The following is a 24,741-nucleotide window of genomic DNA, read 5'->3' on the forward strand; positions in this document are numbered from 1 at the left end:
GCATGGGGAGGGCTCGCGATGGCCGCCCTTGTTGCGCTGGGCCTGTTTGCAGTCACCCACCCACTGGGCCTGCTTGTTGGACTGGCATTCGCGCTGGTTCTGCTTGCCTTGATGTCGGTGCGACGCGATGCTTGGCTCGTCTTCGTACCTGCACTCCTGCCGGTGGCCGATCTGGCCGGGTGGACGGGCGCGATTCACTTTACCGAGAGCGATGCCTTGGTTCTGAGTGCGCTTGCGGTGGGCGGCCTGCGCGAGGCCACGAAACCGAGTGTGTTGCCCCGCGGCGGGGTCTGGCGGTTTGGCGTGGTGCAGTACGCGCTACTCGGGCTGATGTCGATCAGCTACGCACTGTCGACTGCCTGGCAACCCTTACTGGCGGTGGCGTCGGACCCCGGATTGCTTGCAGGGTACTCAACACCGCTCAATGGGTTACGCCTCACCAAGGGATTCGTGTGGGCGCTGCTGTTCCTGCCCCTGCTTGCATTTGCTCTGCGCGCGCGGCCAGAGCAGGCAACGCGCGCGCTTGTGGCGGGCATGCTGCTGGGGTTGGTGCTGGTGTCGCTTGCTGCGGTGTGGGAGCGGATGGTTTTTACGGGCTTGACCGACTTTGCCAGCGATTACCGCACTACCGCCCTGTTCTGGGAGATGAACGTAGGGGGCGCAACCCTGGATGGCTGGCTTGCGTTGACAGTGCCGTTTGCGCTGTGGGCGGTGCTGCAGGTTCGGGACCGGGCGCAGTTGCCGCTGCTGCTGGCGGTGCTGCTGCTGGCCGGATACGTCTGTTTCACCACGTTTTCCCGCGGGCTGTATCTTGGCCTGGCTTTCGGTGCTGTGGTGACGGCGCTGCAGACAGCGCGCCACACTGCGCAGCATGGGGGCGCTCGGGTCTCCGTGCTGGTGATGCTGGCATGGGGCGCCTTTCTGCTGCCTGTGGGCTGGTTGCTTGCGGGCGTGTTCCAGACTGGCGGCTACCGCGGCCTTGGCGCGATGCTCGGTGTGGCCCTGGCGGTATTTGCAGTGGCGCCGGTAGTGGCGAGCCTGCCTCGGCGTTCGTTGGGGCATGCAGCGTTGATTGCGTTGCTGGGGGTGACGGTCAGCGTGGCGGCGATGTGGTGGATTCCGAAAGGCGTGTATCTGGCCTATGGTTTGAGCGGCGTTTGTTTACTCTGGATGTTGAGGGCAGAGCCGGTCGGGCGCTTGCTGGCACTGGCGGGCGGCCTGGCAGTAGCCTGCCTTTTGTGGCTGGTGGCGAATGCGGTGCTGGTGACATTGTACTGGTCGGAGGGGCAGGGCTTGTGGCCGGCCCTGCTGGCGGCGGGTGCGCTGCTGCTGCCGCTGGGCATGGTCCGGGGCAGGCCTGCTGCGTGCTGGCGCCCCACGGTTCAGGCATGGGTGGTGGTATTGCTGGTGCTGGGTTGTCTGGCCACGGTGGTCGTAACTTTCAACAGCTATTACGCGAGCAAGCGGTTCGAGACCGTGTCGGAGGATCTGGTCGGACGTCTGAAACATTGGGCCTTGTCAGCCTCTTTGCCGCAAAGTGCGGAGGAGCAATGGCTGGGGGTCGGTGTCGGGCAGTTCGCAGAGCGCTACTTCTGGCGGGTACCGGACGGGATGTATCCGGGCAGCCACCACATCGTCGACGAGGGGGGCAATCGATTTCTACGCATGGGCGGGCCACGGCACACGCTTGGCTTTGGTGAGTTGTACCGCGCGTCCCAGCGGGTTTCTCCCGGGCTGGCGGCGCCATTGATGTTGTCTTTGCGTGCGCGCGCTCTGAATGGGGATGGCCGCCTGCATGTCGAGGTGTGTCGCAAGCACCTTCTTTACACTCATGAATGCACCGGAGAGGACTTGAAGGTTCCAGTCGGGCCGGACTGGCATCGACTGGATCTCGCCCTCGACGGAGAACGGCTCGGCGGTAGAGGGAGTTGGCTACCGCGGATGACGGTATTCTCGGTGGCAAATGCTGGTCGTGGTCGGGTTGTGGAGGTGGACGACATCAGCATGTTCGATGCTCAGGGGTTGTCCCTGCTCGACAACGGTGACTTTTCCGCGGCCAGTAATTTCTGGTTCTTCAGTAGCGACCGCCATCACCTGCCGTGGCATGCCAAAAACCTCTGGCTGCATTATCTTGTGGAGCAGGGCGTGCTGGGTGCTGTGGCCTTCAGTCTGCTGTGCTTAGCGGCGTTCTACCGGGTAACGGTTGGGCAGGCATCCATGCATGTGCTGGCTCCTCCCGTTGCCGGTGCGCTGGCCGGCTTTTTTGCCGTTGGGGCGTTTGATAGTTTGCTCGACGCACCGCGTCTGACGCTGCTCGCGTTCCTGATGATGTTTCTTGCGCTCGGGCTGCGAAGAGCTCGTCACATAGGGCCATCGACCTGAGTTTCGGTGCTTTGAAAGGCGCCGGGAGTCCATTTTTCTGGCGGTGGCAAGTGCCGCATGCCGCGCGGAAAAGCGAACTCCGCACCGGGTGCAAGGTGGGGCGGTACTGCGACTTCGACGCGGCCGCGTAACACGGAAGATGGCCCCAGCGTGAGGTCAAGCACGGCGGGGTCGAGCGCGCCCGGTAACAAAGGGAAGTTGCCGCGGTGATCGCCGGACAGCACCGTGGTGAATGGGCCCAGGCCCACGGTGAGGTTGTTGCGGGTGATGATTTCGGTGCCTTCGGGCAGCTTGTCCTGCCAGCTACGCACAAACCAGGCGGGACGCCAGCCCTCGTTGATCAGAGTATTGTGCGAGAGCTGCAGGCGGCTATTGGGCCAGCTCGGGCCTTCGGCGCCAAAGGCCACCACGACCGGATTCTGGCTGCCGGCGCTCTGTCCGATGATGTTGCCGATTAGCACTGCATCGCCAGCGTTGGGTAGGTCGATTTCGTAGGAAGCTTCGCCGGCGGGGCCGTCGTAAATGAGGTTGTAGCGAAACTCGCTGTGGCGCGCGCGGGACTTTATCAGATGCCCCTCGAAGCCGTTGTGAAAGCGGCTGCCTTCGATGGTGACGCGGGTGATTCGTCCGACATACAGTAAGTGTGCGAGTCTGGTGCCGCCCCGGGGGGCGTTGCTGAAGACGCTGCTGCGGATGTGGAGTTCGGCATCGTCAAAGTTGGAGGTAAGGATGCCGTTCTGGTTGTCGTCGAAGATGCAGTTGTCCACCGTCAGCGTGCCGCGCTCGAAACGGATTCCGGCACCATTGCCATCGGCGACCCGCGTGCCACGAAACTCGATGTTGTCGACGCGGTAGTCGCCGTTGCGAAACACCCAGATCGCCTTGCCCTCGGCACTCTTTCCGTCAGCCTCCAGCACCGGCCGCCCATCAATACCCCGAATCTCGAGGCGCTTCTGCGTCCATACCGCCACGTCGCCGCTGTAGGTGCCGGCCCTGATCAGCACCGTATCGCCATCGCGGGCAAGGCGGGCGGCATCGGCGATGCGGGTGATGGGCTCGTTTGGGCCGACGGTGATGACGGCGGCACAAAGCGAAGTGCTCAGCAGGAGCAGGGTTGGTAGAAGCAGGGCTGGGAGGGGGTGCAGGGAGGTGCTCACGGATTAGTCGCCGAGCTCTGCACTGTTGACGCCCAGGTCCAAGAGCCAGATCTCGATCGCGGTGACGACCGCAAGCAACTTGGAGGAGAACTCGCCCGCTGTAGTTTGGCTAAAGGCGGGCAGGGCTTCCGGGGCGTAGTTCAACATTGAAGTCGTTTCCCGGTTTGCCTGGCAGCCTGATGAATGGGCATGTAACCGTTACCGTCATCAATAACGACATCGATTTTCTGGTCGCCAAGTTGCCACTGCAGTTCGGCTGCAAATCGCGCTGCCATCGCGGACTTGTGTTCGAGCGGATGGTCGACCACGATCATCAGGTCGAGGTCGCCTCCGCGACGTGCGTCGTCAATCCTCGACCCGAACAGCCAGACGCTCGCTCCTGTTCCGAACTGCTGGTGGGCGGTTTGCAGGATCACCCGGGTTTCCAATGAAGAAATGCGCATGGTCTTGTCGTCTGTTAGGGATGCATTGACCTGGCCCCGGTGGTCAGTCGCAATTACTTGCTCTTGATCATCGTCCCCACCCCGTGATCGGTGAGGATTTCCAGCAGCAGGCAGTGTTCGACGCGGCCGTCGATGATGTGTACCGACTTCACGCCGTTGCGTGCGGCGTCCAGCGCCGAGCCGATCTTGGGCAGCATGCCGCCCGACAGGGTGCCGTCGGCGACGAGGTCGTCGATCTGGCGCGGGGTGAGGCCAGTGAGGAGGTTGCCCGCCTTGTCGAGAACGCCCGGGGTGTTGGTTAGAAGCATCAGCTTCTCGGCCTTCAGGATCTCGGCGAGCTTGCCGGCGACGACGTCGGCGTTGATGTTGTAGGTTTCGCCTTCTTCACCGACGCCGATGGGGGCGATCACCGGGATGAAGTCGCCCTTGTCGAGGAAGGAGATCAGGCTGGGGTCGATGCTGGTGATTTCGCCGACCTGACCGACGTCAACGAGGTCGCCGAGCGGGGCGTCGAGCTTTTGCATCATCAGCTTCTTGGCGCGGATGAAGCTGGCGTCCTTGCCCGTGAGGCCGACGGCCTTGCCGCCGTGCTTGTTGATCAGGTTGACGATTTCCTTGTTGACCTGACCGCCGAGCACCATTTCGACCACTTCCATGGTTTCGGCGTCGGTGACGCGCATGCCCTGGATGAACTCGCCTTTCTTGCCGACGCGGGCCAGCAGGTTCTCGATCTGCGGGCCGCCGCCGTGCACCACGACCGGGTTCAGGCCGACGAGCTTGAGCAGGACGACATCGCGCGCGAAGCAGTCCTTCAGCTTTGGGTCGGTCATGGCGTTGCCGCCGTATTTGATGACGATCGTCTTGTCGAAGAAGCGCTTGATGTAAGGCAGCGCTTCGGCAAGGATCTCGGCCTTGAGGGCGGGAGGGGTGGATGCGGTGATGCTGGCAGCGGACATCGGGTTTCTCCGGAAACGATGCCCCGATTGTAGTGGCCGCAGGTGTAAACAAAAAGCGGAAGACCGTGGTCTTCCGCTTGTGTAAGGCGATCGGGTCCGTAAATCAGTCGATCGTCAGACGCTTGGCCTGCGCGGCAAGCTTCTTCGGCAGCGTGAGTTCCAGCACGCCATCGTTGAACTTGGCCACGGCCTTGGCCTCATCGACATCCTGGCCGAGCTGGAAGCTGCGCGAAACCTTGCCGAAGTAACGTTCCGTGCGAAGGACGCGCTCGCCATCCTTGACCTCTTTTTCCTGCTTGCGCTCGGCGCTGATTGACACCACCGGGCCATCGATATGGACGTGGATGTCTTCCTTCTTCATGCCCGGGAGTTCTGCGTGGACCTCGTAGCCTTCGGTGTTCTCCTTGACGTCGACGCGCATCTGCGGCGCTTCGGTGTTGGCGACATTGCCGAAATCCACCGGGCGGACGAAGAAGCCGCGGAAAAGATCGTCGAGGGGGTCACGGCGGGAAAGGTTGCTCATGTTCGCTCTCCTTGTCTTGATGTTTGCCGGTGAATCCTCCGGCTTCAAAACAAATATAGGGTCGAGGCGAACAGTTTCAAGTCCCGTGTCGGCCGTGATCGAAAGCGATCCGGATCAATGGGATGGCAAACACCTGGGCCGCTCGCGGGTTCAGGCGGCTTCCGGGCCTGAGAGGTCGACGAAGGTCCAGAAGGCAATCTGTTCGCCGGCCCAGAAGGCGGCGCTTTCGCGCAGGATGGAGAGCAGGGTTTCGAAGTCTTCGGTGTGACGCTCGCGAAAACTGCCGGCGTGCTCCAGCAACAGGACATGGCCCTTTGCGGGGCGCCAGCCGAGGTCGCCGAGGCAGTCGGCAAGGGCGTCCCAGTTGTGACCGAACCAGCGCGGAAAATCGAGCACAGTGGCGATGCGGGTCAGCAGCGCGGCCTTGTCTTCGCAGTCACCCAGATTGATGCGTGCGCAATTGAAACCGATCTGCGATGCGGCGGCGGCAAGGCGTTCGGCGCTGCCCGGTGGCAAGGGGCGCACGCCGGCGCGGGAGAGGTCTGCGAGGAGTGTGTTCAGGGGCCGGGCGGTGGACGTGCTCATGGGCGGGGCTCGATGCGGCGGAAGCTGCGGTAATGGTCTGCGGTGTAGTAGAACACTTCGGGTGGCTTGCCGCCGGTCACAATGCGTCTGGCGCCCCGGTCTCGCGCGCCCGGAGTGGGAACGGTGTATTCACGATAGTAGCCGCGGGGGCGATCGGGCAGCAGGCGCTCGCGGTTCTGGAAGACCGTGCCGTCCTTGCGGTAGGGGAAGGGGCCGCCATTCTGGATGAGACTCAGGGTGGTGATGGCTTCGGGCGGGAGCCCCGACGCGTCGGTGTTCGACCCGGTAGGCGTGCAGGCTGCGAGCAGAAACAGCAGTGGCAGGATGCGCGCGGCACGCTGCAGTGTGCTCAGGAATGGGGTAAGCGTCATTTGCGGGCGTTGGCTCTGCGGAAAAGGGCCGCCTTGTCGGCGCTGTCCATGACCCGTTCCGGCCGGATGCCATAGCGCTTGATCAGTCCGTGCATGAACTCGGTGATCGCAGACAGGCGGTTGCTGGTGGGCGCGAGCTTGCGTGCGCGCTCGATCAGTGCCCGCGCCTGCCTGGCGAAGGCCTCGTTCCAGCCCCGGTGCTCGATATGGCGCAGCAGGGCGAGCGCTGCGTTGAACAGCACATGCGGGTTGCCGGGCATCTTGCGTGCCGCGTTCATCATCTCTGCCACAGCACCGTCGAAGTCACCGGCGTGGGCCTTCTCTGCTCCGACCGAAATCAACTCCTTCACTTCGGTCTGAATGCGTTGCTCGATTTCCTTCGACAGCTTCTCAAGCCCTCGGGATTTCATCAGCGTGCGGGTGGTTTCCACCGTGCGCTCGTCGGCCGAGGTGCGCAGGATATTCATCACCATCTCACCGCCTGCATCGCCGAGCTGATGATCGAAGCAGGCCTTGATGAGCTCCTGCTTCAGGCCGACCGACATGTTTGCCGCACCGGGGGCGGCCTTGGCCGCGCCGAGCAGGGCTTCACGGGCGCGTGCCGCGTCGCCGGTGTGGCTGTGCAGCATGGCGGTCGACAATGCCTTGCACAGATCCGCCTTGGGTTGTCCGCCCATGCTGCGGTCGAGGTCGGTGATGGTTGCGCTCGCCGCGTCCACCCGGTTCAGCGCAAGCTGCGCCTGCACGAGGCGGACGTGGTCTTCGGGGTCGCGAAAGTCCGAGTACTTGCCCTTGCGCACGACCTCCGCCAGGGCCTCTTCGGCTGCTGCAGGGTCGTTGACCGCCAGCGCCAGTGCACCGACGTGACGCAAACGGGTTACCCGGTAGGGCGAGTGCTCGCTTGCGGTGCGCAGTACGTCGAGCGCAGCTTCCGGGCGGCCGGTATCTTCGCGTACCCGCGCCAGCAGGTCATACGCGGCAATGAAGCGATCGTTCTCGGCGATGAGTTCGGTCAGGATCCGGTCCGCTTCCTCGTATTGCTTGCTCAGGAACAGCGTGCGCGCCAGACCGAGGCGCGCCCAGGGAATGTACTTTCCGCTGAGAATCTCGCGATAGATGGCCTCGGCCTCGGCCATCTGGCCCGAGGACACATGCAGCTCAGCCTGCAGGCGCATGAAGTCGACAATGTGCTGCGGATAGCTGTCGACGGCCTCCTTGCAATACGCGATCGCGTCCGGCGTATCGCCGATGGCCATCAGGCGCCACGCCGGGAGGAAGGCGTCACGTTTGTCGAGCGCACGCATCAGCCGTGCGCGCAGGGCCTCGGCTGCAAGCGGCTTGAGGATGTAGTCGTTGGGCGACAGCTCGGCAGTGCTCACCACCCGCTCGTAGTTGCGTTCGCCCGTGATCATGACGAACAGCGTATCGAGCGGAATGATCTCGTGGGTGCGCAGGTCTTCCAGCAGGTGCTGCCCGTCCTGGCCGTCCCCCAGGTTGTATTCGCACAGGATCAGGTCGTAGCGATGCTCGCGCAGGCGCCGCACCGCCATGCCTGCTGAAACCGCGAACTGCACCTCGGCAAGGCCGATCGAGGACAGCATGGTCCTGAGCTGCGCACGCATGGTGGGCTGGCTTTCGATGACGAGTACGCTGAGTTGATCCAGTGAGGCCATGAATGGCGGGGCGTGTTGCGCCCCGGGTCCGTTGATATGCGCTTGGAAATCTTACGGCATTCCGGCGCAAAAGCTTGAGCGAATTGCGTCGGAACTGACCTTGATCAGACCGTAGCGCCCGTCCCGACGGTGGCGACGATGTGCGTCGTGCGTCTTCAACCGGTCTCGCTGACGACCTTCAGGATGTCTTCACCGTAGGCTTCGAGCTTGCGGTCGCCAATACCGGTGATGCCACCCAGAGCGGCCATGCTGTCGGGCCGGGCGAGGGCGATCTCACGCAAGGTCGCATCGTGGAAGATCACGTAGGCGGGCACGTTGCGTTCTTTGGCCAGCGCTGCGCGCCACGCCCGCAGGCTGTCGAACAGGGTGGTCGGGATGCCGCCCGGGATGTCGAGGCGGGCGGCGCTGCGTCGGCTGCGGCTGCGGGTTTTCTCGGTCGACACCCGCAGCAGGAACTCGGCCTCGCCGCGCAGCAGCGGTCGGGCAAGGTCGGTCAGGGTCAGGGCGTTGTAGCGCTCGTGATCCACCGCGACCAGTTCGCGCGCAACCAGTTGGCGGAACACAGTGCGCCAGCGTTTTTCGTCGAGGTCGCTGCCGATGCCGAAGGTGCTGATGTCGGCGTGGCCGCGCTCCACCACTTTCTCGGTGCTCTCGCCACGCAGCACGTCGATCAGGTGACCGGCGCCGTAGCGCTGGCCGGTGCGATAGACGCAGGACAAGGCCTTGCGCGCGGCGTCGGTGGCGTCCCAGGTCTGGGGCGGGCTGATGCAGTTGTCGCAGTTGCCGCAGGGGGCCGAGCTTTCGCCAAAGTAGGCCAGCAGGTGCTGGCGGCGGCAGGTGGTGGCTTCGACCAGCCCGACCAGCACCTCGAGCCGGTTGCGCCCCAGGCGCTTGAACTCTTCGCTGCCCTCGGATTCGTCGATCATGCGGCGCTGCTGCACCACGTCCTGCGCACCCCAGGCCATCCATGCCTGCGCCGGCAGGCCGTCGCGCCCGGCGCGTCCGGTTTCCTGGTAATAGCCTTCGATCGAGCGTGGCAGATCGAGGTGGGCGACGAAGCGCACGTCGGGCTTGTCGATGCCCATGCCGAAGGCGATCGTGGCCACCATCACGATGCTGTCTTCGCGCAGGAAGCGGTTCTGGTGTTCGGCACGCACTTCCTGCGGCAGGCCAGCGTGGTAGGGCAGGGCGTTGATGCCCTGTTCCTGCAGCCAGGCTGCGGTTTCCTCCACCTTGCGCCGCGACAGGCAGTAGATGATGCCGGCGTCCGACGGGTATTCCTCGCGGATGAAGCCGATCAGCTGGCGGCGCGGATCGTCTTTCTCGACGATGGTGTAGCGGATGTTGGGTCGGTCGAAGCTCGAGATGAAGCGCCGTGCCTCGCCCAGTCGCAGCCGGGTGGCGATCTCCTCGCGCGTCTGACGGTCGGCGGTCGCGGTGAGGGCGATGCGCGGAATCGACGGGTAGCGCTCGGGCAGAATGGAGAGCTGCAGGTATTCCGGGCGGAAGTCATGCCCCCACTGCGACACGCAATGGGCTTCGTCGATGGCAAACAGGGCAAGCCGGTTGGTGTCGCGCAGGTGGTCGAGCTGATCGAGAAAGCGCGGCGTCATCAGACGCTCTGGCGCCACGTAGAGCAGATCGAGGCTGCCGTCGTAGAGCGCCCGCTCCACCGCGCGCGCCGACTCGGCGTCAAGGCTGGAGTTGAGGAAGGCCGCATTAACACCTGCCTCCACCAGCGCACTCACCTGGTCGTGCATCAGCGCGATCAGCGGCGACACCACGATGGCCGTGCCTTCGCGCATCAGGGCCGGCACCTGGTAGCACAGCGACTTGCCGCCGCCAGTGGGCATCAGCACCAGTGCGTCGCCACCGCCGGCCACTTGCTCGACGATGGCTTCCTGTTCGCCGCGGAAGGCGGTATAGCCGAAAACGTGTTCGAGGATGTGGAGTGCGGAGGCGGATTTAGCGGGCATCGGGAGGCATTTTAGCTGCAAGGGGGGGCGTAGTGCGGCGTCAGTTTGGCGCCTGCAGCGGGCATCCGGCTCACCCGCCGTCGCGGATGCGACCGATTAGCGCCGTCGTGGAGCGATCAACTTCGAATGGAATCGAATGCACCTTGCCGCCCCAGGCAAGCACCTCGGGGGCGCCGACGATGGCCGCGGGCGCCCAGTCCCCACCCTTGACCAGAATGGCGGGGTGCGCCGCAAGGATGCGCTCGATCGGCGTGTCCTCGTCGAACCAGGTGACGAGATCGACGCTCTCGAGTGCGGCCATGACGGCCATCCTGTCTTCCAGCGGGTTGAGCGGGCGGTCATCGCCCTTGCCCAGGCGCTTGACGGAAGCGTCGGTGTTGAGTGCCACCACCATCGCTGCACCCAGTGCGCGCGCCTGTGCAAGATAGGTCACGTGGCCGCGGTGCAGGATGTCGAAGCAGCCGTTGGTAAAGACCAGCGGTTGCGGCAACTGCGCGCAGCGCGATGCCAGTGCGTCGGGCGGGCACAGTTTGGATTCGAAAGCGGGGCGGCTGTAGCTCATGGGTGTCTGACGTGGGGAAGCAGGATGTCGATTGTAAGCGATTGACGCAGCCCGGACGGACCCGGTGACCAGGTCAGGTGGAGGAGGGGCCGCCCGGCGCGCGCCGATCGACTAGAATTCTGTGCCCGGGACCGCGGCCTGCGGTCCTGCCAAGGTGTTTGCGGACAAGGGAGTGAGCAGAGTGAAAGGCTGGATGCGCGGGGTGAGACGGATCGCGTCCCCCAATTTCGACGCCCGCCCGGCGGGGGAGCGGGTTTCCCTGGTCGTCATCCACGCCATCAGCCTGCCGCCCGAGCGTTTCGGTGGCCCCGGCGTGGTTCAACTGTTTACCAATTCACTGGATCCGGACGAAGACCCGTATTACGCGACGATCAGTCACTTGCGGGTGTCGGCGCATTTTTTCATCCGCCGTGACGGCGAGCTGATCCAGTTCGTTCCCACCGAGGCCAGGGCCTGGCACGCGGGGGTGTCCAACTGGCGCGGACGAGAACGCTGCAACGATTTTTCGATCGGAATCGAGCTTGAGGGTTGCGACAACCAGGCGTTCGAAAGCGTGCAATACGATGTGCTTGCTGCGCTGCTGAAGCGCCTGCGGCGGCGTTATCCCGGGGTTGAAATTGCCGGCCATTCGGACATCGCTCCGGGGCGCAAGACCGACCCGGGGCCTTGCTTTGACTGGGTTCGGGCCGGAATTGTGGCGCCCCTGCAACAGGTCAGTTTTGACAAAAGTCAATCAGATCAATAGACTCCGCGCTCATTGCATTGCAGCATTGTTATAAATCAATCAATTTTCGGTGCGTTGCCGGGGCTCGCTAATGCGACACGGCACTTCAGTCATGGACGTGCGCACCGCGGGACCGGAGTCTGGTTGCGGCTCTAGTCTTACACCTACTGGCGACCGAACATCTCGCACGGCTTCCTGGCTTACCGGCCATCAAGCCGCCCCCACACCGGGTGACCTTCCCGGTTTCGTCATGGCTCCTACCTGAGTCTGGCAGCGATGTGTTCCGGCCACAGCACGGAGGACACCATGAATCACGCAACGTCTTTTGAACGCGTCTGGCGCTCTGCCAGTGCAAGTCTGTTTCGTATGGCGCACGGCAGCTTGCTGGCGCTCGGTCTGGTAGCAGTCGTATTCATCGGTTCCGGCCGTCTCGACGGCGAACAGGCCACTTCCTTCAACGCATTGGTTTCCGAAGCCAACGCAGCAGAAACCCCCGTTGTAGCCGCAGCGCCTGCCGCCAAGAAGGTCAGCGTCAAGGTCGTCGAAGAAGACGTCACGCTGTCGCGGGAAATGGCCCGCGTACGTGACTGGGTTTCGCGGCGCTACAAGGTGTCGACCGTCGCCCTCGAGCCCGTGCTGCTGGCGGCAGAGGAGTCGGGGCGGCATGTCGGCATCGATCCGCTGCTGATCGTGGCGGTCATGGCGATTGAGTCAAGCTTCAACCCCTTTGCCGAGAGCTCCATGGGCGCGCAGGGCCTGATGCAGGTCATCCCGCGCTTCCACATGGACAAGATCGGTGACGAGCGGGGCGAGGATGCGCTGTTCGATCCCGAGCTGAACGTGCGTGTCGGCACCCTGGTGCTGCAGGAAGGTCTGCGCCGCTACGGCAGCATGAAGTCCGCGCTGCAGTACTACGGTGGCGCCCTGAGTGATCCCGCTGCTGCCTATGCCCGCAAGGTCATGGCCATGCAGCAGCGTCTTACCACTGCTGCTGGCCGCAAGTCCGACGGCGCTGCCTGAGTCTGCAGGCGGGTTCGCCCCGCCTGAGGCTGCGGTCTTGGCCGCTTAAAGAACCGTACGCATGCGAGCGACTGCCTCAAGCAGTCGCTCGCTTCGCGTTGTATAGGCGATGCGCAGGTGCTGGCGCGGGCGGTGATGGCCGAAGTCCAGTCCCGGCGTCGCTGCCACGCCGGCCTCTTCAATCAGGCGGCGGGCCAGTTGCTCGCTGTCCGAGGACAGCGCGGATACGTCCGCATAGATGTAGAAGGCCCCCTGCGGCTCGGTGGCGATATTGAAGCCGAGTTCCCGCAAAGCGGGCACCAGGGCGTCGCGACGACGTCCGAATTCAAGCCGGCGCGCCTCCAGAATTTCCAGTGTCGCGGGTTCGAATGCCGCCAGTGCAGCGTGCTGTGCCGGGGTCGAGGCCGAGATGAAGAAATGCTGCGCGAGCTTCTCGATCTCCCGCACATAGGCCTGCGGTGCCACCATCCAGCCCAGACGCCAGCCCGTCATCCCGAAATACTTCGAAAAGCTGTTCACCACGAACACGTTGTCCGCCTCGGCCAGTTCCGCCTGTGCCAGCGCGGTTGAACTGTCGACGCCGTAGGTCAGCCCCTGGTAGATCTCGTCGACCAGCAGCAGGCCGCCGTGCGCCGTGGTGCTGCGATGAAGCGCCACCAGTTCTTCGCCGGTCAGCAGGGTGCCGGTGGGGTTGGACGGGCTCGCAACCATCAGCCCTCGGCTACGGGGTCCCCAGGCAGTATTGATCTGTTCGGGCGTCGGCTGATAGCGGGTGGCGGCATCGACCGGCAAGCTCGTTGCCACGCCCTCGAACGCTCTCACCAGGTGGCGGTTCGACGGGTAGCCGGGGTCCGGCAGCAGCCATTCGTCGCCGGGGTCGGTTGTTGCTGCCAGCGCCAGCATCAGGGCGCCTGAGGCGCCTGCGGTGATGATGATGCGCGCGGGCGGGACCTCTGCATTGAACTGAGTGCGGTAGAAGCTGGAAATGGCTTCCCGCAGGCGGGGCTGTCCGAGGCTGGCCGTGTAGTGCACGTCGCCGCCGGCAATGAATCGACTGGCCGCGTCAATGATCGGTTGAGGGGTGGGGAAGTCGGGCTCGCCGACCTCCATGTGGATGATGTCCCGTCCCGCAGCTTCCAGTTCGCGTGCGCGGCGCAGCAACTCCATGACATGGAAGGGCTGGATGTCGGACATTCGGCGGGCGAGTTGCGGGGGCGTCATCGTTCGTTCCTTGAAAAGAAAAAAGCGCCGACGGATCGGCGCTTTGTCGTCCGTGCCGGCCGTGACGGCCGGGATGGAATCAGTCTGCGTTCATCGCGAGTTCAAACAGTTCGCGCTTGAGCATGAACTGCTTCGGCAGGCGATCCTCGAGTTTGTCGAACCACTCCTTGTGCAGCGCAAGTTCCTGCTTCCACGCGGCGGTGTCCACTTCGGTCAGGGCGTCGAACTCGGCCTTGCTGACGTCGGCATCGGTCCAGTCGAGGTCCTCGAAGCGCGGCATCCAGCCCAGCGCGGTCTCCTTGGCGGCGATGCGACCCTTGCAGCGGTCGACGATCCACTTCAGTACGCGCATGTTCTCGCCGAAGCCGGGCCACATGAATTCGCCCTTCTCGTTCATGCGGAACCAGTTCACGCAGAAGATCTTCGGCGTGTTCTCCACAGTGTGACCCATCTTCAGCCAGTGGTTGAAGTAGTCGCCCATGTGGTAACCGCAGAACGGCAGCATGGCGAAGGGGTCGCGACGCACCACGCCCTGGGCGCCGAAGGCGGCAGCGGTGGTTTCGGAGCCGAGGGTCGCGGCCATGTACACGCCGAAGTTCCAGTTGAAGGCCTGGTACACCAGCGGCACCGTGGTGGCGCGACGGCCGCCGAAGATGAATGCCGAGATCGGCACGCCCTCAGGGTTCTCCCAGTTGTCGTCGATCGAGGGGCACTGACCGGCCGGCGCGGTGAAGCGCGAGTTCGGGTGTGCGGCCTTGCGACCGGTTTCCTTGGCGATTTCCGGCGTCCAGTCCTTGCCCTGCCAGTCGATCAGGTGCGAGGGCGCTTCCTTGCTCATGCCTTCCCACCACACGTCACCGTCGTCGGTCAGTGCGACGTTGGTGAAGATGATGTTTTCCTTCAGGGTTGCCATGGCGTTGAAGTTGGTCTTCTCGGACGTGCCTGGGGCAACGCCGAAGAAGCCGGCTTCGGGGTTGATGGCGTAGAACTTGCCATCCTTGCCGGGCTTGATCCAGGCGATATCGTCGCCGACGGTGGTGATCTTCCAGCCGTTGAAGCTCTTGGGCGGGATCAGCATGGCAAAGTTGGTCTTGCCACAGGCCGACGGGAAGGCCGCTGCAACATAGGTCTTCTCGCCTTCGGGGCTCTCCACGCCGAGGATCAGCATGTGTTCGGCCAGCCAGCCTTCGTCGCGCGCCATGGTCGAGGCAATGCGGAGGGCGAAGCACTTCTTGCCCAGCAGGGCGTTGCCGCCGTAGCCCGAACCGTAGGACCAGATTTCGCGGGTTTCCGGGAAGTGGACGATGTACTTGGTGGTCGGGTTGCACGGCCAGCGGCTGTCTTTCTCGCCGTGGGCGATCGGTGCGCCGACCGAGTGCACGCAGGGCACGAACTCGCCGCTGGTGCCGAGTACGTCGAAAACGCCCTTGCCCATGCGCGTCATGGTGCGCATGTTGGTCACGACGTAAGGGCTGTCGGTGATCTCAATGCCAATGTGGGCGATCGGCGAGCCCAGCGGCCCCATCGAGAACGGCACCACGTACATGGTGCGGCCGTGCATCGAGCCCTTGAACAGATCGTTCAGGGTGCCGCGCATCTTGGCCGGCTCTTCCCAGTTGTTGGTGGGGCCGGCATCGCCCTTGTCCTTCGAGCAGATGAAGGTGCGGTCTTCGACGCGTGCCACGTCCGAAGGATCGGAAAATGCGAGGTATGAATTCTTGCGCTTTTCGGGGTTGAGCTTGATCAGCATGCCCGACTCGACCATTTCAGCGCAGAGGCGGTCGTATTCTTCCTGGGAGCCGTCGCACCACACGACCTGGTCAGGTTCGGTGAGGGTGGCGATCTCCGCGACCCACTTCTTCAGGCCTTCGTGACGGACATAATCGGGTGCTGCAGCCAGGGCTGCGTCGGCGAAGCGTTGACTCATGGCGAAAAGCTCTCCAGTTTGCTGAAGCGAAACCGTTCCCCGTCGGTCGAGCCCGATCGGTCTCGAAAGGCCTTGCGGCCGGCGGGCGTCAGGCCTGCACAGGGGTCAAGGTTGGCCGCACTATGCATCCTGCAAAACGACTTGCGGAAAATACTAGGATAGTCCGCAGCCGATGAAAGCCTAACATTATGCCACGGGTCCCATTTTCCGGAAAATGCCAGCGGTTGAAAATGCTTTTCGCAATGTGAAAACGCGTTTCACAGGTGTATGCTTGAAAGCTTGCGGCCCGCGCAGTGACCGAAGCTGGGGTTTTTCCGGCGACGGATGCTGCACGCGAGAATCCACAAGAACCACAAAACAGACGAGACGGAAGACACATCATGGATGAACTGATTCGCGCTGCGGCGCTTGATTACCATCGCTACCCGCGTCCCGGAAAAATCTCGGTTACGCCCACCAAGGTGCTGTCCAACCAGCGCGACCTCTCGTTGGCGTATTCGCCCGGCGTAGCGGCCGCCTGCGATGCCATCGTCGAGGATCCGGCCGAAGCGGCCAATCTGACCTCGCGCAGCAACCTGATCGGCGTCATCACCAACGGGACTGCCGTCCTCGGTCTGGGGAACATCGGCCCGCTCGCCGCCAAGCCAGTAATGGAAGGCAAGGGCGTGCTGTTCAAGAAATTCGCCGGGATCGACGTGTTCGACCTCGAGGTCAACGAGCCCGACGCCGACAAGCTGATCGACATGATCGCAGCGCTCGAGCCCACCTTCGGCGGCATCAACCTCGAGGACATCAAGGCGCCGGAGTGTTTCTACATCGAGAGCAAGCTGCGCGAGCGGATGAAGATCCCGGTCTTTCACGATGACCAGCACGGCACCGCAATCGTCGTCGGTGCGGCCATCCTCAACGGCCTCAAGATGCAGGGCAAGGCGCTCGACAAGGTCAAGCTCGTCACCTCCGGTGCGGGCGCAGCTGCGCTCGCCTGCCTCGATCTGCTGGTGATGCTGGGCATCCCGGTCGAGAACATCTGGGTGACCGACATCGAGGGCGTGGTGTATGAAGGCCGCACCACGCTGATGGACCCGATCAAGGCGCGTTACGCCAAGAAGACCGACGCGCGCAAGCTGGCGGAGATCATCGAGGGGGCGGACGTTGTGCTCGGCCTGTCGGCCGGCGGCGTGATCAAGCGCGAGATGGTGGCGAAGATGGCGCCGAAGCCGCTGATCCTGGCGCTCGCCAATCCGACCCCCGAGATTCTGCCCGAAGAAGTGCTGGCAGTGCGTGATGACGCCATCATCGCTACCGGCCGTTCGGACTACCCGAACCAGGTCAACAACGTGCTGTGCTTCCCCTTCATCTTCCGCGGTGCGCTCGACGTTGGTGCGACCACCATCACCGACGAGATGAAGCTCGCGGCGGTGAAGGCGATCGCCGAACTGGCGCGTGCCGAGCAAAGCGACATCGTTGCGGCGGCCTATGGCGAGAAGGTGTCGGGCTTTGGCACCGAGTACATCATTCCGCGTCCGTTCGACCCCCGGCTGATCGTCAAGATCGCGCCGGCCGTGGCCGAAGCCGCAATGGCGTCCGGCGTGGCAACCCGCCCGATCACCGACTGGGACGCCTATCGCGCCCAGCTGAACAACTTCGTATGGCACTCCGGCCTGATCATGAAGCCCGTGTTCGCCGCGGCCAAGCGTGCGCCCAAGCGCATCATCTTCTCCGAGGGTGAGTCCGAGAAGGTGCTGCGTGCGGTGCAGACCGTGGTCGATGAGGGGCTCGCACGCCCGATCCTGATCGGTCGTCCGGAGGTGGTGACGAACAACATCAAGCGCTTTGGTCTGCGTATCGAAGCCGAGCGTGACTTTGAGCTGGTCAACCCCGACTCCGATCCGCGCTTCCATGAGTTGTGGGAGCACTACCACGCGCTGATGGAGCGCAAGGGCGTGTCGGTCGAGTACGCGAAGAAGGAAGTGCGTCGCCGCACCACCCTGATCGGCTCCCTGCTGCTCAAGTTCGGTTATGGCGACGGTTTGATCTGTGGCACTTACGGCATGCATCGCCTGCACCTCGACTTCGTCGAGACCGTGCTTGGGCGCCGCGCGGATGCCAAGCACTGCTACACACTCAACCTGCTGAGCCTGCCCGGTCGTACGCTGTTCCTGGCCGATACCTACGTCAATTACGATCCGACGCCCGAACAGGTGGTCGAGATGACGCGCCTGGCGGCGGAAGAAATGGTGCGTTTCGGTGTCGAGCCGCGCATTGCCCTGCTGTCGCACTCTTCCTTCGGTTCCGCCGACTCGCCGACGGCCGAGAAGATGCGCATTGCGCTGCGCATGCTGCATGAACAGCACCCCGAGCTGCAGGTCGAGGGCGAGATGCACGGTGACTCGGCGCTCGACGCCAAGCATCGTCTGCAGGTCTTCCCCAACGCGCGCATGCGTGAAGATGCCAACCTGCTGATCTTCCCCACGCTCGATGCGGCCAACATTGCCTTCAACCTGCTCAAGAGTTCGGCTGGCGAAGGCATGACGGTCGGCCCCATCCTGCTCGGCGCGGCGAAGCCGGTACATATCCTGACGCCATCGGCGACCGTACGCCGGATCATCAACATGACTGCGCTTACCGTGGTCGAAGCGGGTCAGGAGGACTGACGCCGCCCGGGCCTGTTTTCTCGTCTTCGCGCCTGTGCCATGATGGATTCAGGGGAGGTCGTGCATGGATGAGAAAACAGGGCGGGCAGCGCTCGTATTGACGGGTGGCGGCGCACGTGCGGCCTATCAGGTCGGCGTGCTGCAGGCCATTCGTCACATTCGCGGCGCGCGTCCCGGAAACCCCTTTCCGATCCTCTGCGGCACCTCGGCCGGCGGCATCAACGCGACGGCGCTGGCCGTGTATTCGGCCGATTTCAACGCTGCAGTACGCAAGCTCTCGTGGATCTGGCGCAATTTCTGTGCGAGTCAGGTCTATCGTACCGACGCGGCAGCGCTGCTGGGCTCAGGCGTACGGTGGGGCTCGGCGCTTTTTGCCGGCTGGGCGGTCAGGCAGACGCCGCGATCCCTTCTCGACAACAGCCCCTTGCGCGCACTGCTGGAGCGCACGCTCGATTTCAGCGCCATCGATCAGGCCATCGACGCCGGGCACCTGCACGCCGTAAGTGTGACCGTTTCCGGTTATACCTCAGGCGAGAGCCTGGCGTTCTTCTCGGGGCATCCGTCCATTCAACCCTGGCGCCGCGCGCAACGTATCGGCACGCGCACGCGCCTCGGGGTGGATCATCTGCTGGCGTCGAGCGCCATACCCTTTGTTTTTCCCGCAGCCAAGATCAATCGCGAGTATTTCGGCGATGGTTCGATGCGCCAGTTGGCGCCGGTCAGTCCGGCGATCCACCTCGGAGCCGACCGAATACTGGTGATCGGGTCCGGGCGTCTGGCGGAGGAGGGACGGCAGCGGACCGAGAGCTATCCGTCCCCGGCGCAGATCGCCGGGCATGCCTTGTCGAGCATCTTTCTCGATGGGCTTGCAGTCGATCTGGAGCGGATGGAGCGCATCAACGAGACGCTCGGCGGATTGGATGCAGCGCAGCGCGCCGCAGCAGGCATCAGTCTGAGACCGATCGAAACCCTGGTGATCTCGCCCTCGCAGCGCCTCGATGCGATTGCCGGGCACCATCGCGAGTCCCTTCCGCCGCTGTTGCGTGCCGTCCTGCGCGGGCTTGGGGCCATGCGGCGCGAGGGTTCGACCCTGCTGAGCTACCTGCTGTTCGAGCAGAGCTTCACCCGCGCGCTGATGGACCTTGGCTATCAGGACACACTGGCGCGACGCGATGAAGTCGCAGCATTCCTGCGCCTGGACGTCACGGATTGAACACATCCTTTTTGGCGGGACGGCGACAATTCACGCTCAGATTGCGTCATCTCAACGCGGTGTTCGAGCGTTGATGTAACAATTAATCAGGCTTTTTTCACAAGACACTTCAAAAAAGCTTGATATCTCCCTATTTTCGTTAAGAATTAACGTACACGTCGTTTTCGTTCAGAGCCCCACGATGAAGCCCAGAATTCTCTTTGCCGCGTTACTGTCACTGGTGCTGGTTCATGGCGGACTGAGTCCGGCGCTGGCCGCGTCATCGAAGACAGCTTCGAAGACGACCTCGGTCACGTCGAGCAAGGCCAGTCAGAAGAAAGCGGTCGCGAAAACGTCGACCCGCAAGGCGAAGCAGTCGACAGCGAAACGCGCGACCAAGAAGGTTGTGGCGAAACGCAGCGCGCCGGCGGCAGAGGAGTCTGCGGAGCTGGCGCTGGACAGCAAGGGCAATCCGCTGCTCAAGTCTTCCGCCTTCTACGTGGCAAACCAGGCGACCGGTGAGGTGCTGCTGGAAAAGAATGGTGGCGCGGTGCTGCCGATTGCGTCGATCACCAAGCTGATGACCGCCATGGTCGTCCTTGAGGCCAGCCCGAGCCTGTCCGAAGAGCTGAGCATCGATGAGGAAGATATCGATCAGCTCAAGGGAACGGGCTCACGCCTGTCGCTCGGTACGCGCATGACGCGCGAGGAGCTGCTTCGCCTCGCCCTGATGTCGTCGGAAAACCGGGCAGCGTCGACGCTCGCACGGCACTATCCGGGCGGGCTGCCGGCCTTCGTTAACGCGATGAACATCAAGGCGCGTCTGCTGAGCATGACCGATACCCGGTTTCACGACAGCACCGGGCTGAACCCGGCCAACGTCTCCAGTCCGCGAGACCTGGCACGCCTGGTTGCGGCTGCGTCACGCTATCCCCTGATCCGTGAGTTCTCGACGACCGCAGAGCGCTATGTCGAGGTGCGCGGGCGTCAGCTGCGTTTCGGCAACACCAACTCGCTGGTTAAAAACCCCGACTGGGAGATCAGTGTTTCAAAAACGGGATATATCTCCGAGGCCGGGCGCTGTCTGGTCATGCAGGCCTGGATCAACCAGCAGCCGGTGGTCATCGTGCTGATGGATTCGGTCGGGCGCTATACCCGCACGGCTGATGCGCAGCGTGTGCGCAAATGGATAGATAGCCGGGCCGCAGAGCGCGTTGCTGCTGCGCCCAAGGCGAAACAGGGGTAAGGCCGGCAGCCCGCCTGAGCCTCCGGCGGGCACATGCTTACTTTGCGATGTAGCCCAGCGACCTGGAAATCTCGTTGGCGGTTTCACGCACCAGCGGGGCCCAGTCCGGGTTGAAGCGCTCCGAGGGGGTCGATAGCGACAGGCCGGCGATGAGTTCGCCACTGTCGTCGCGAATGCCTGCAGCGATGCAGCGCACGCCGGCTTCGACTTCGTCGAGGTCGAATGCCACCGCATGGCGGCGTACCTTGTCGAGTTCCTTCTCGAGCGCCGGTGTCGTTGTCAGCGACTCGGGTGTGGACGGGGGCAGGCCGGTGCGACGCGCATAATCGCGTACCTTGTCGATCCCGTCTTCGACCAGGAAGAGCTTGCCGGTGGCGGTAGTGTGCAGCGGTGCACGGGCTCCGACGATGTGCACCACGCGCACCGAGGAACGGCCGCTCGAAGTGCGTTCCACATAGACGATCTCGTCACCTGCGCGGATGCCGAGGTTAACGCTCTCGCCGGTTGCTGCATGCAGCTTGAGCATTGCAGGCATGGCGGTATCACGCAGCGAAATCCGCGACTTGACCAGGCTGCCCAGTTCCAGCAGGCGAATCCCGAGACGATAGACACCGGGATCGGAGCGATCGACGAATCCGCTTTGCGTCATTGCACCCAGGATGCGGTGTGCCGTCGACGGATGCAGGCCAGTTTCCAGTGCAAGCAACTTGAGCGGCACGGGATCGGCGTGCTCGGCAAGCGTGTCGAGCAATTTCATCATGCGCTCGATCACCTGGATGGGGTTCTTGGCCTCCGCCGGTGCGGGGGCTTCGTCGATTTTTCTGGCGGACACGTTGACCTGCAGAGTTGCGTAACGCGTGAATGGTAACTGCGGGACTCGATTTCGCCTAGTGAAATGAAACAGCAAAAGCTGATAAACAGGGGCTTCACGAGTGATGCCGGGCGACGGGCTGTTGCTGCGACTCGATCGCGCGAGCCGAGGCGGGTGCGGAAGCTCCCGCGGAGCGCGCGGGAGCGAAGTTTGCGTTGCAAACTGGCCCCGCAGGGTCCGGTGAGAAGGCGGGGACAGGGCATGATGAGGCGCATTTCGCACACGATCTGTGGTTCGCCGGGGAACCGCAACGCACGTCCGGTGGTCATTTGCGCTGCTGCCATATGGAAGCAGCGTTTACCTGCAGATATACTTTTGCTCAATAATGCCCGGCCGGACCGGGTTGTTTTTTGCTCTCGCCATCCGCCCTGCAGTGGAACCGAAGTGATTTTCCTGGAACCGGAATGAGTCTTCTCCTGATCGTGCTCTTGCCCTTCATCGGCGCGCTGCTGCCTGCGCTGATGATCCGCGCCGGGCGCAATGCCTGTGCGACGGGAACCTTTGTCACCACCCTGCTCGCCTTCGTGGGGCTCATGTCGCACGCGCCTGCGCTGTTTCGCGGCGAGGTGATCCATGCCGGCTGGGAGTGGCTTCCCGGGCTCGGACTCAACGTCAATTTCTTTCTCGACGGGCTGGGCTTCTTCTTTGCCGGGCTGATTCTCGGCATTGGCATGCTGATCATCGTCTATGCGCGTTACTACCTGTCGAAAGACGATCCGATGGGCAGTTTCTATACCTACCTGCTGCTCTTTCAGGGGGCAATGGTGGGGATCGTGCTGTCCGACAACATCCTGCTCCTGCTCATCTTCTGGGAGCTGACCAGCCTGTCGTCCTTCCTGCTGATCGGGTACTGGAAGCATCTGCCCGAGGGGCGGCAGGGCGCGCGGATGGCCCTGACGGTGACGGGCGGGGGTGGTCTGGCGATGATTGCCGGGATGCTGATCCTCGGCGATATCGCGGGGTCTTACGACCTGACGGTGATTCTCCAGAGTAGCGAGGAGATTCAGGCATCACCTTACTATCTGGCGGCGCTGGTGCTGATTCTGGTAGGTTGCTTTACGAAGTCGGCCCAGTTTCCGTTCCATTTCTGGCTACCGCATGCCATGGCTGCGCCCACGCCGGTGTCGGCCTATCTGCATTCGGCAACGATGGTGAAGGCCGGCCTGTTCCTGATGGCACGCTTGTGGCCGGTGCTGTCCGGTACGGACGAGTGGTTCTACATCGTTGCGACAACGGGGCTGGTGACGATGCTGCTGGGCGCGTTCATCGCCTTATTCAAGGATGACCTCAAGGGGCTGCTGGCGTATTCGACCGTCAGTCACCTCGGACTGGTGACGATGCTGTTTGGCTTCGGCACACCGATGGCCGCTACCGCGGCAGTGTTTCACATCCTCAACCACGCCACCTTCAAGGCTGCGTTGTTCATGAACGCCGGCATTGTGGACCATGAGGCCGGTACCCGCGATATTCGTCGTCTTGGCGGGCTGATGAACCTGATGCCAGTCACGGCGACGCTGGCCATGATTGCATCCGCATCGATGGCCGGTCTGCCCTTGCTCAATGGCTTCCTGTCCAAGGAAATGATGTTGCACGAGGCCGCGAACACTGAATGGGCCGGGCAGGGCTGGGTGCTGGCAAGTGTTGCGACCCTGGCAGCTTGTTTCTCGGTCGCGTATTCGTTCCGCTATGTTGCCCATGTATTCTGGGGCAAGGTTCGTGATGACTATCCCCATCGCCCGCACGACCCGCCTGTCGGCATGTGGCTGCCCCCCGCCGTGCTGGTTGCGCTTGTCATCCTCATAGGGCTATTCCCAGACACGCTGGCAGGCCCGATCGTGGCGCTGGTGTCCCGGGCGGTCACGGGTGGGCAGGTGCTCGATTACCATCTCGCTCAATGGCATGGCTTTACTGCTGCGCTGGGAATGAGCGTGATTGCGATCGGTGTCGGCACGCTGATGATCCGCGCCTACCCGAAGGTGCGCGCCTTGTGGAAGGCGGGCCCGCATCCGCAGGCCAAGCGCGTGTTTGACGAACTCATCGCCGCCATCGTCGGCCTGGCACAAGGCATCACGCACGGCTTGCACAACGGTTCCATGCAGCGCTATCTGGCCCTGATGCTGGCCGCGATGCTGCTTGTCGGTTTCGCCGTCTTCCACGGCAGTAGCCATGCGCTTGGTGAGCGTGTTCTGGTGCCGGCAACGCCGGTCGCGGTCGTTGGCTGGATCCTGCTGATGGGTTCGTGTGCGGCCGTCGTGGTGATGCACCAGCGGCGACTGCAGGCGCTTGTGGTCGTGGGCGTGATCGGGCTCATCGTGTCGATCGGCTTCGTCTATCTTTCCGCTCCCGACCTCGCGCTCACGCAGATTTCAGTTGAAGTGGTGACGGTCATCCTGATGTTGCTGGCCCTGAACTTCCTGCCCAAGCGTTCGCCACGCGAGTCGGCGGCGCCCAGGCGCTGGCGTGATGCGCTGCTCGCGCTGGCTGCCGGTGGCGGTGTGGGCGGGGCCGCATGGGCCGTGCTCACGCGCGATGCGGAGACCCTGTCGGGCTACTATCTTGAGCAAGCGGTCCCCGGTGGCGGTGGAACCAACGTGGTGAACGTCATCCTGGTGGATTTCCGTGGCTTCGATACCTTTGGCGAAATCATCGTGCTGGGTATTGCCGCGCTCGCGATCTTTGCCCTGCTTGATGGCTTGATGACCAGCGCTGCAGGTCATCGCCTGCAGGCCTGGCAGCCCGATCAGGCGCGCGCCGCGGACCGGCATCCGATGATGCTTGCGGTCGCGACGCGGGTGATGCTCCCACTGGCGCTGATGGTCGGCTTCTATGTCTTCCTGCGCGGGCACAATGTGCCTGGCGGTGGCTTCATTGCCGGCCTGGTGGTCGCGGTGGCGCTGATCGTGCAGTACATGGCCAGTGGTTTTGGCTGGGCTGCGCAACGCATGAAGGTGGACTATCACGCACTGATCGGGGTTGGGGTGCTGATCGCGGCGGCAACGGGCCTGGGCTCGCTGGTGGTGGGCTACCCGTTCCTGACCAGCACGGCGTGGCACCTGGATCTGCCCCTGCTTGGTGAGCTGCACATTGCCTCTGCCATGTTCTTCGATACCGGGGTGTTTCTGGTTGTCGTAGGTGCAACCATGCTCGCGCTCGCCAATCTCTCGCGCGTGGGCCGTCATGCCGAACACTTGCTGGTCAATCGCGAGCCGATGGACGTCGATCCTTCGCGCGTCATGCCTGCCACTGGAGAGCACTGAA

Annotated in this window: 20 protein-coding genes; 7 read left to right on the forward strand and 13 right to left on the reverse strand. The window is 63.3% G+C overall.

The window, feature by feature from the left end; translation table 11 throughout:
- The first annotated feature begins 18 nt into the window (after positions 1-18).
- Positions 19-2,382: a hypothetical protein gene (locus tag CEW87_RS10635; RefSeq protein WP_159098143.1), complete on the forward strand. Its 2,364-nt coding sequence runs from the start codon at positions 19-21 to the stop codon at positions 2,380-2,382.
- Here the strand turns inward: CEW87_RS10635 and CEW87_RS10640 are convergent.
- The 10 genes from CEW87_RS10640 to rfaE2 all read right to left on the reverse strand — a co-directional run bounded on the left by CEW87_RS10640 (position 2,361) and on the right by rfaE2 (position 10,628).
- Positions 2,361-3,539 carry a right-handed parallel beta-helix repeat-containing protein gene (locus CEW87_RS10640; RefSeq protein WP_199917169.1) on the reverse strand — a complete coding sequence of 393 codons (1,179 nt, stop codon included), beginning with the start codon at positions 3,537-3,539 and terminating at the stop codon, positions 2,361-2,363. The genes CEW87_RS10635 and CEW87_RS10640 overlap by 22 nt on opposite strands.
- A 3-nt stretch (positions 3,540-3,542) precedes the next feature.
- On the reverse strand, positions 3,543-3,686 hold the full coding sequence (locus tag CEW87_RS22415) for a hypothetical protein (RefSeq protein WP_159098144.1): 144 nt from the start codon (positions 3,684-3,686) through the stop codon (positions 3,543-3,545).
- The gene (locus tag CEW87_RS10645) at positions 3,680-3,982 is read right to left on the reverse strand and encodes a nucleotidyltransferase domain-containing protein (RefSeq protein ID WP_108972892.1); all 303 of its coding nucleotides are present in this window, start codon (positions 3,980-3,982) and stop codon (positions 3,680-3,682) included. Before CEW87_RS10645 ends, CEW87_RS22415 begins: the two co-directional genes overlap by 7 nt.
- 53 nt (positions 3,983-4,035) lie before the next feature.
- Entirely contained in the window at positions 4,036-4,938 is a 903-nt protein-coding gene (argB, locus tag CEW87_RS10650) for an acetylglutamate kinase (RefSeq protein WP_108950741.1), read from the reverse strand.
- Positions 4,939-5,041: 103 nt separating this feature from the next.
- Positions 5,042-5,461, reverse strand: coding sequence for an Hsp20/alpha crystallin family protein (locus CEW87_RS10655; RefSeq protein WP_108950742.1), 420 nt, complete (start codon positions 5,459-5,461; stop codon positions 5,042-5,044).
- A gap of 150 nt (positions 5,462-5,611) precedes the next feature.
- The gene (locus CEW87_RS10660; protein WP_108972894.1) at positions 5,612-6,046 is read right to left on the reverse strand and encodes a barstar family protein; all 435 of its coding nucleotides are present in this window, start codon (positions 6,044-6,046) and stop codon (positions 5,612-5,614) included.
- On the reverse strand, positions 6,043-6,417 hold the full coding sequence (locus CEW87_RS10665; RefSeq protein ID WP_108972896.1) for a ribonuclease domain-containing protein: 375 nt from the start codon (positions 6,415-6,417) through the stop codon (positions 6,043-6,045). The genes CEW87_RS10660 and CEW87_RS10665 overlap by 4 nt, the downstream gene beginning before the upstream one ends.
- Positions 6,414-8,090 carry a response regulator gene (locus CEW87_RS10670; RefSeq protein ID WP_108972898.1) on the reverse strand — a complete coding sequence of 559 codons (1,677 nt, stop codon included), beginning with the start codon at positions 8,088-8,090 and terminating at the stop codon, positions 6,414-6,416. Before CEW87_RS10670 ends, CEW87_RS10665 begins: the two co-directional genes overlap by 4 nt.
- Positions 8,091-8,245: 155 nt before the next feature.
- On the reverse strand, positions 8,246-10,066 hold the full coding sequence (gene recQ, locus CEW87_RS10675; protein ID WP_108972900.1) for a DNA helicase RecQ: 1,821 nt from the start codon (positions 10,064-10,066) through the stop codon (positions 8,246-8,248).
- Between the two features lie 70 nt (positions 10,067-10,136).
- Complete coding sequence (gene rfaE2, locus CEW87_RS10680; RefSeq protein ID WP_108972902.1) at positions 10,137-10,628, reverse strand: D-glycero-beta-D-manno-heptose 1-phosphate adenylyltransferase; 492 nt, start codon at positions 10,626-10,628, stop codon at positions 10,137-10,139.
- A gap of 193 nt (positions 10,629-10,821) precedes the next feature.
- On the opposite strand from rfaE2, the gene ampD reads away from it, so the two are divergent.
- Positions 10,822-11,373, forward strand: a complete 552-nt coding sequence (gene ampD, locus CEW87_RS10685) for a 1,6-anhydro-N-acetylmuramyl-L-alanine amidase AmpD (RefSeq protein ID WP_108972904.1) — start codon at positions 10,822-10,824, stop codon at positions 11,371-11,373.
- A gap of 285 nt (positions 11,374-11,658) precedes the next feature.
- Complete coding sequence (locus CEW87_RS10690) at positions 11,659-12,372, forward strand: transglycosylase SLT domain-containing protein (protein ID WP_199917170.1); 714 nt, start codon at positions 11,659-11,661, stop codon at positions 12,370-12,372.
- 45 nt (positions 12,373-12,417) lie between these two features.
- Here the strand turns inward: CEW87_RS10690 and CEW87_RS10695 are convergent, their stop codons facing one another.
- Both CEW87_RS10695 and CEW87_RS10700 read right to left on the reverse strand, forming a co-directional pair.
- Positions 12,418-13,593, reverse strand: coding sequence for a pyridoxal phosphate-dependent aminotransferase (locus CEW87_RS10695; protein WP_108972907.1), 1,176 nt, complete (start codon positions 13,591-13,593; stop codon positions 12,418-12,420).
- 79 nt (positions 13,594-13,672) lie between these two features.
- On the reverse strand, positions 13,673-15,520 hold the full coding sequence (locus tag CEW87_RS10700) for a phosphoenolpyruvate carboxykinase (GTP) (protein WP_108972908.1): 1,848 nt from the start codon (positions 15,518-15,520) through the stop codon (positions 13,673-13,675).
- A gap of 380 nt (positions 15,521-15,900) precedes the next feature.
- Between CEW87_RS10700 and CEW87_RS10705 the strand changes: the two genes are divergently transcribed.
- The 3 genes from CEW87_RS10705 (at position 15,901) to pbpG (ending at position 20,612) form a co-directional block, all read left to right on the forward strand.
- Positions 15,901-18,174, forward strand: coding sequence for an NADP-dependent malic enzyme (locus tag CEW87_RS10705; RefSeq protein WP_108972910.1), 2,274 nt, complete (start codon positions 15,901-15,903; stop codon positions 18,172-18,174).
- A 64-nt stretch (positions 18,175-18,238) separates the two neighbouring features.
- Complete coding sequence (locus tag CEW87_RS10710; protein ID WP_108972912.1) at positions 18,239-19,387, forward strand: patatin-like phospholipase family protein; 1,149 nt, start codon at positions 18,239-18,241, stop codon at positions 19,385-19,387.
- 181 nt (positions 19,388-19,568) lie between these two features.
- Positions 19,569-20,612 carry a D-alanyl-D-alanine endopeptidase gene (gene pbpG / locus CEW87_RS10715; RefSeq protein WP_108972914.1) on the forward strand — a complete coding sequence of 348 codons (1,044 nt, stop codon included), beginning with the start codon at positions 19,569-19,571 and terminating at the stop codon, positions 20,610-20,612.
- A 37-nt stretch (positions 20,613-20,649) separates the two neighbouring features.
- Here pbpG and CEW87_RS10720 read toward each other — a convergent pair whose 3' ends face one another.
- Positions 20,650-21,444: an IclR family transcriptional regulator gene (locus CEW87_RS10720; RefSeq protein WP_108972916.1), complete on the reverse strand. Its 795-nt coding sequence runs from the start codon at positions 21,442-21,444 to the stop codon at positions 20,650-20,652.
- Between the two features lie 443 nt (positions 21,445-21,887).
- On the opposite strand from CEW87_RS10720, the gene CEW87_RS10725 reads away from it, so the two are divergent.
- The gene (locus tag CEW87_RS10725; RefSeq protein ID WP_108972918.1) at positions 21,888-24,740 is read left to right on the forward strand and encodes a monovalent cation/H+ antiporter subunit A; all 2,853 of its coding nucleotides are present in this window, start codon (positions 21,888-21,890) and stop codon (positions 24,738-24,740) included.
- Position 24,741 lies beyond the last annotated feature (1 nt).

Origin of the sequence: Parazoarcus communis (genome assembly GCF_003111665.1) — a bacterium.
Taxonomy (GTDB): domain Bacteria; phylum Pseudomonadota; class Gammaproteobacteria; order Burkholderiales; family Rhodocyclaceae; genus Parazoarcus; species Parazoarcus communis_B.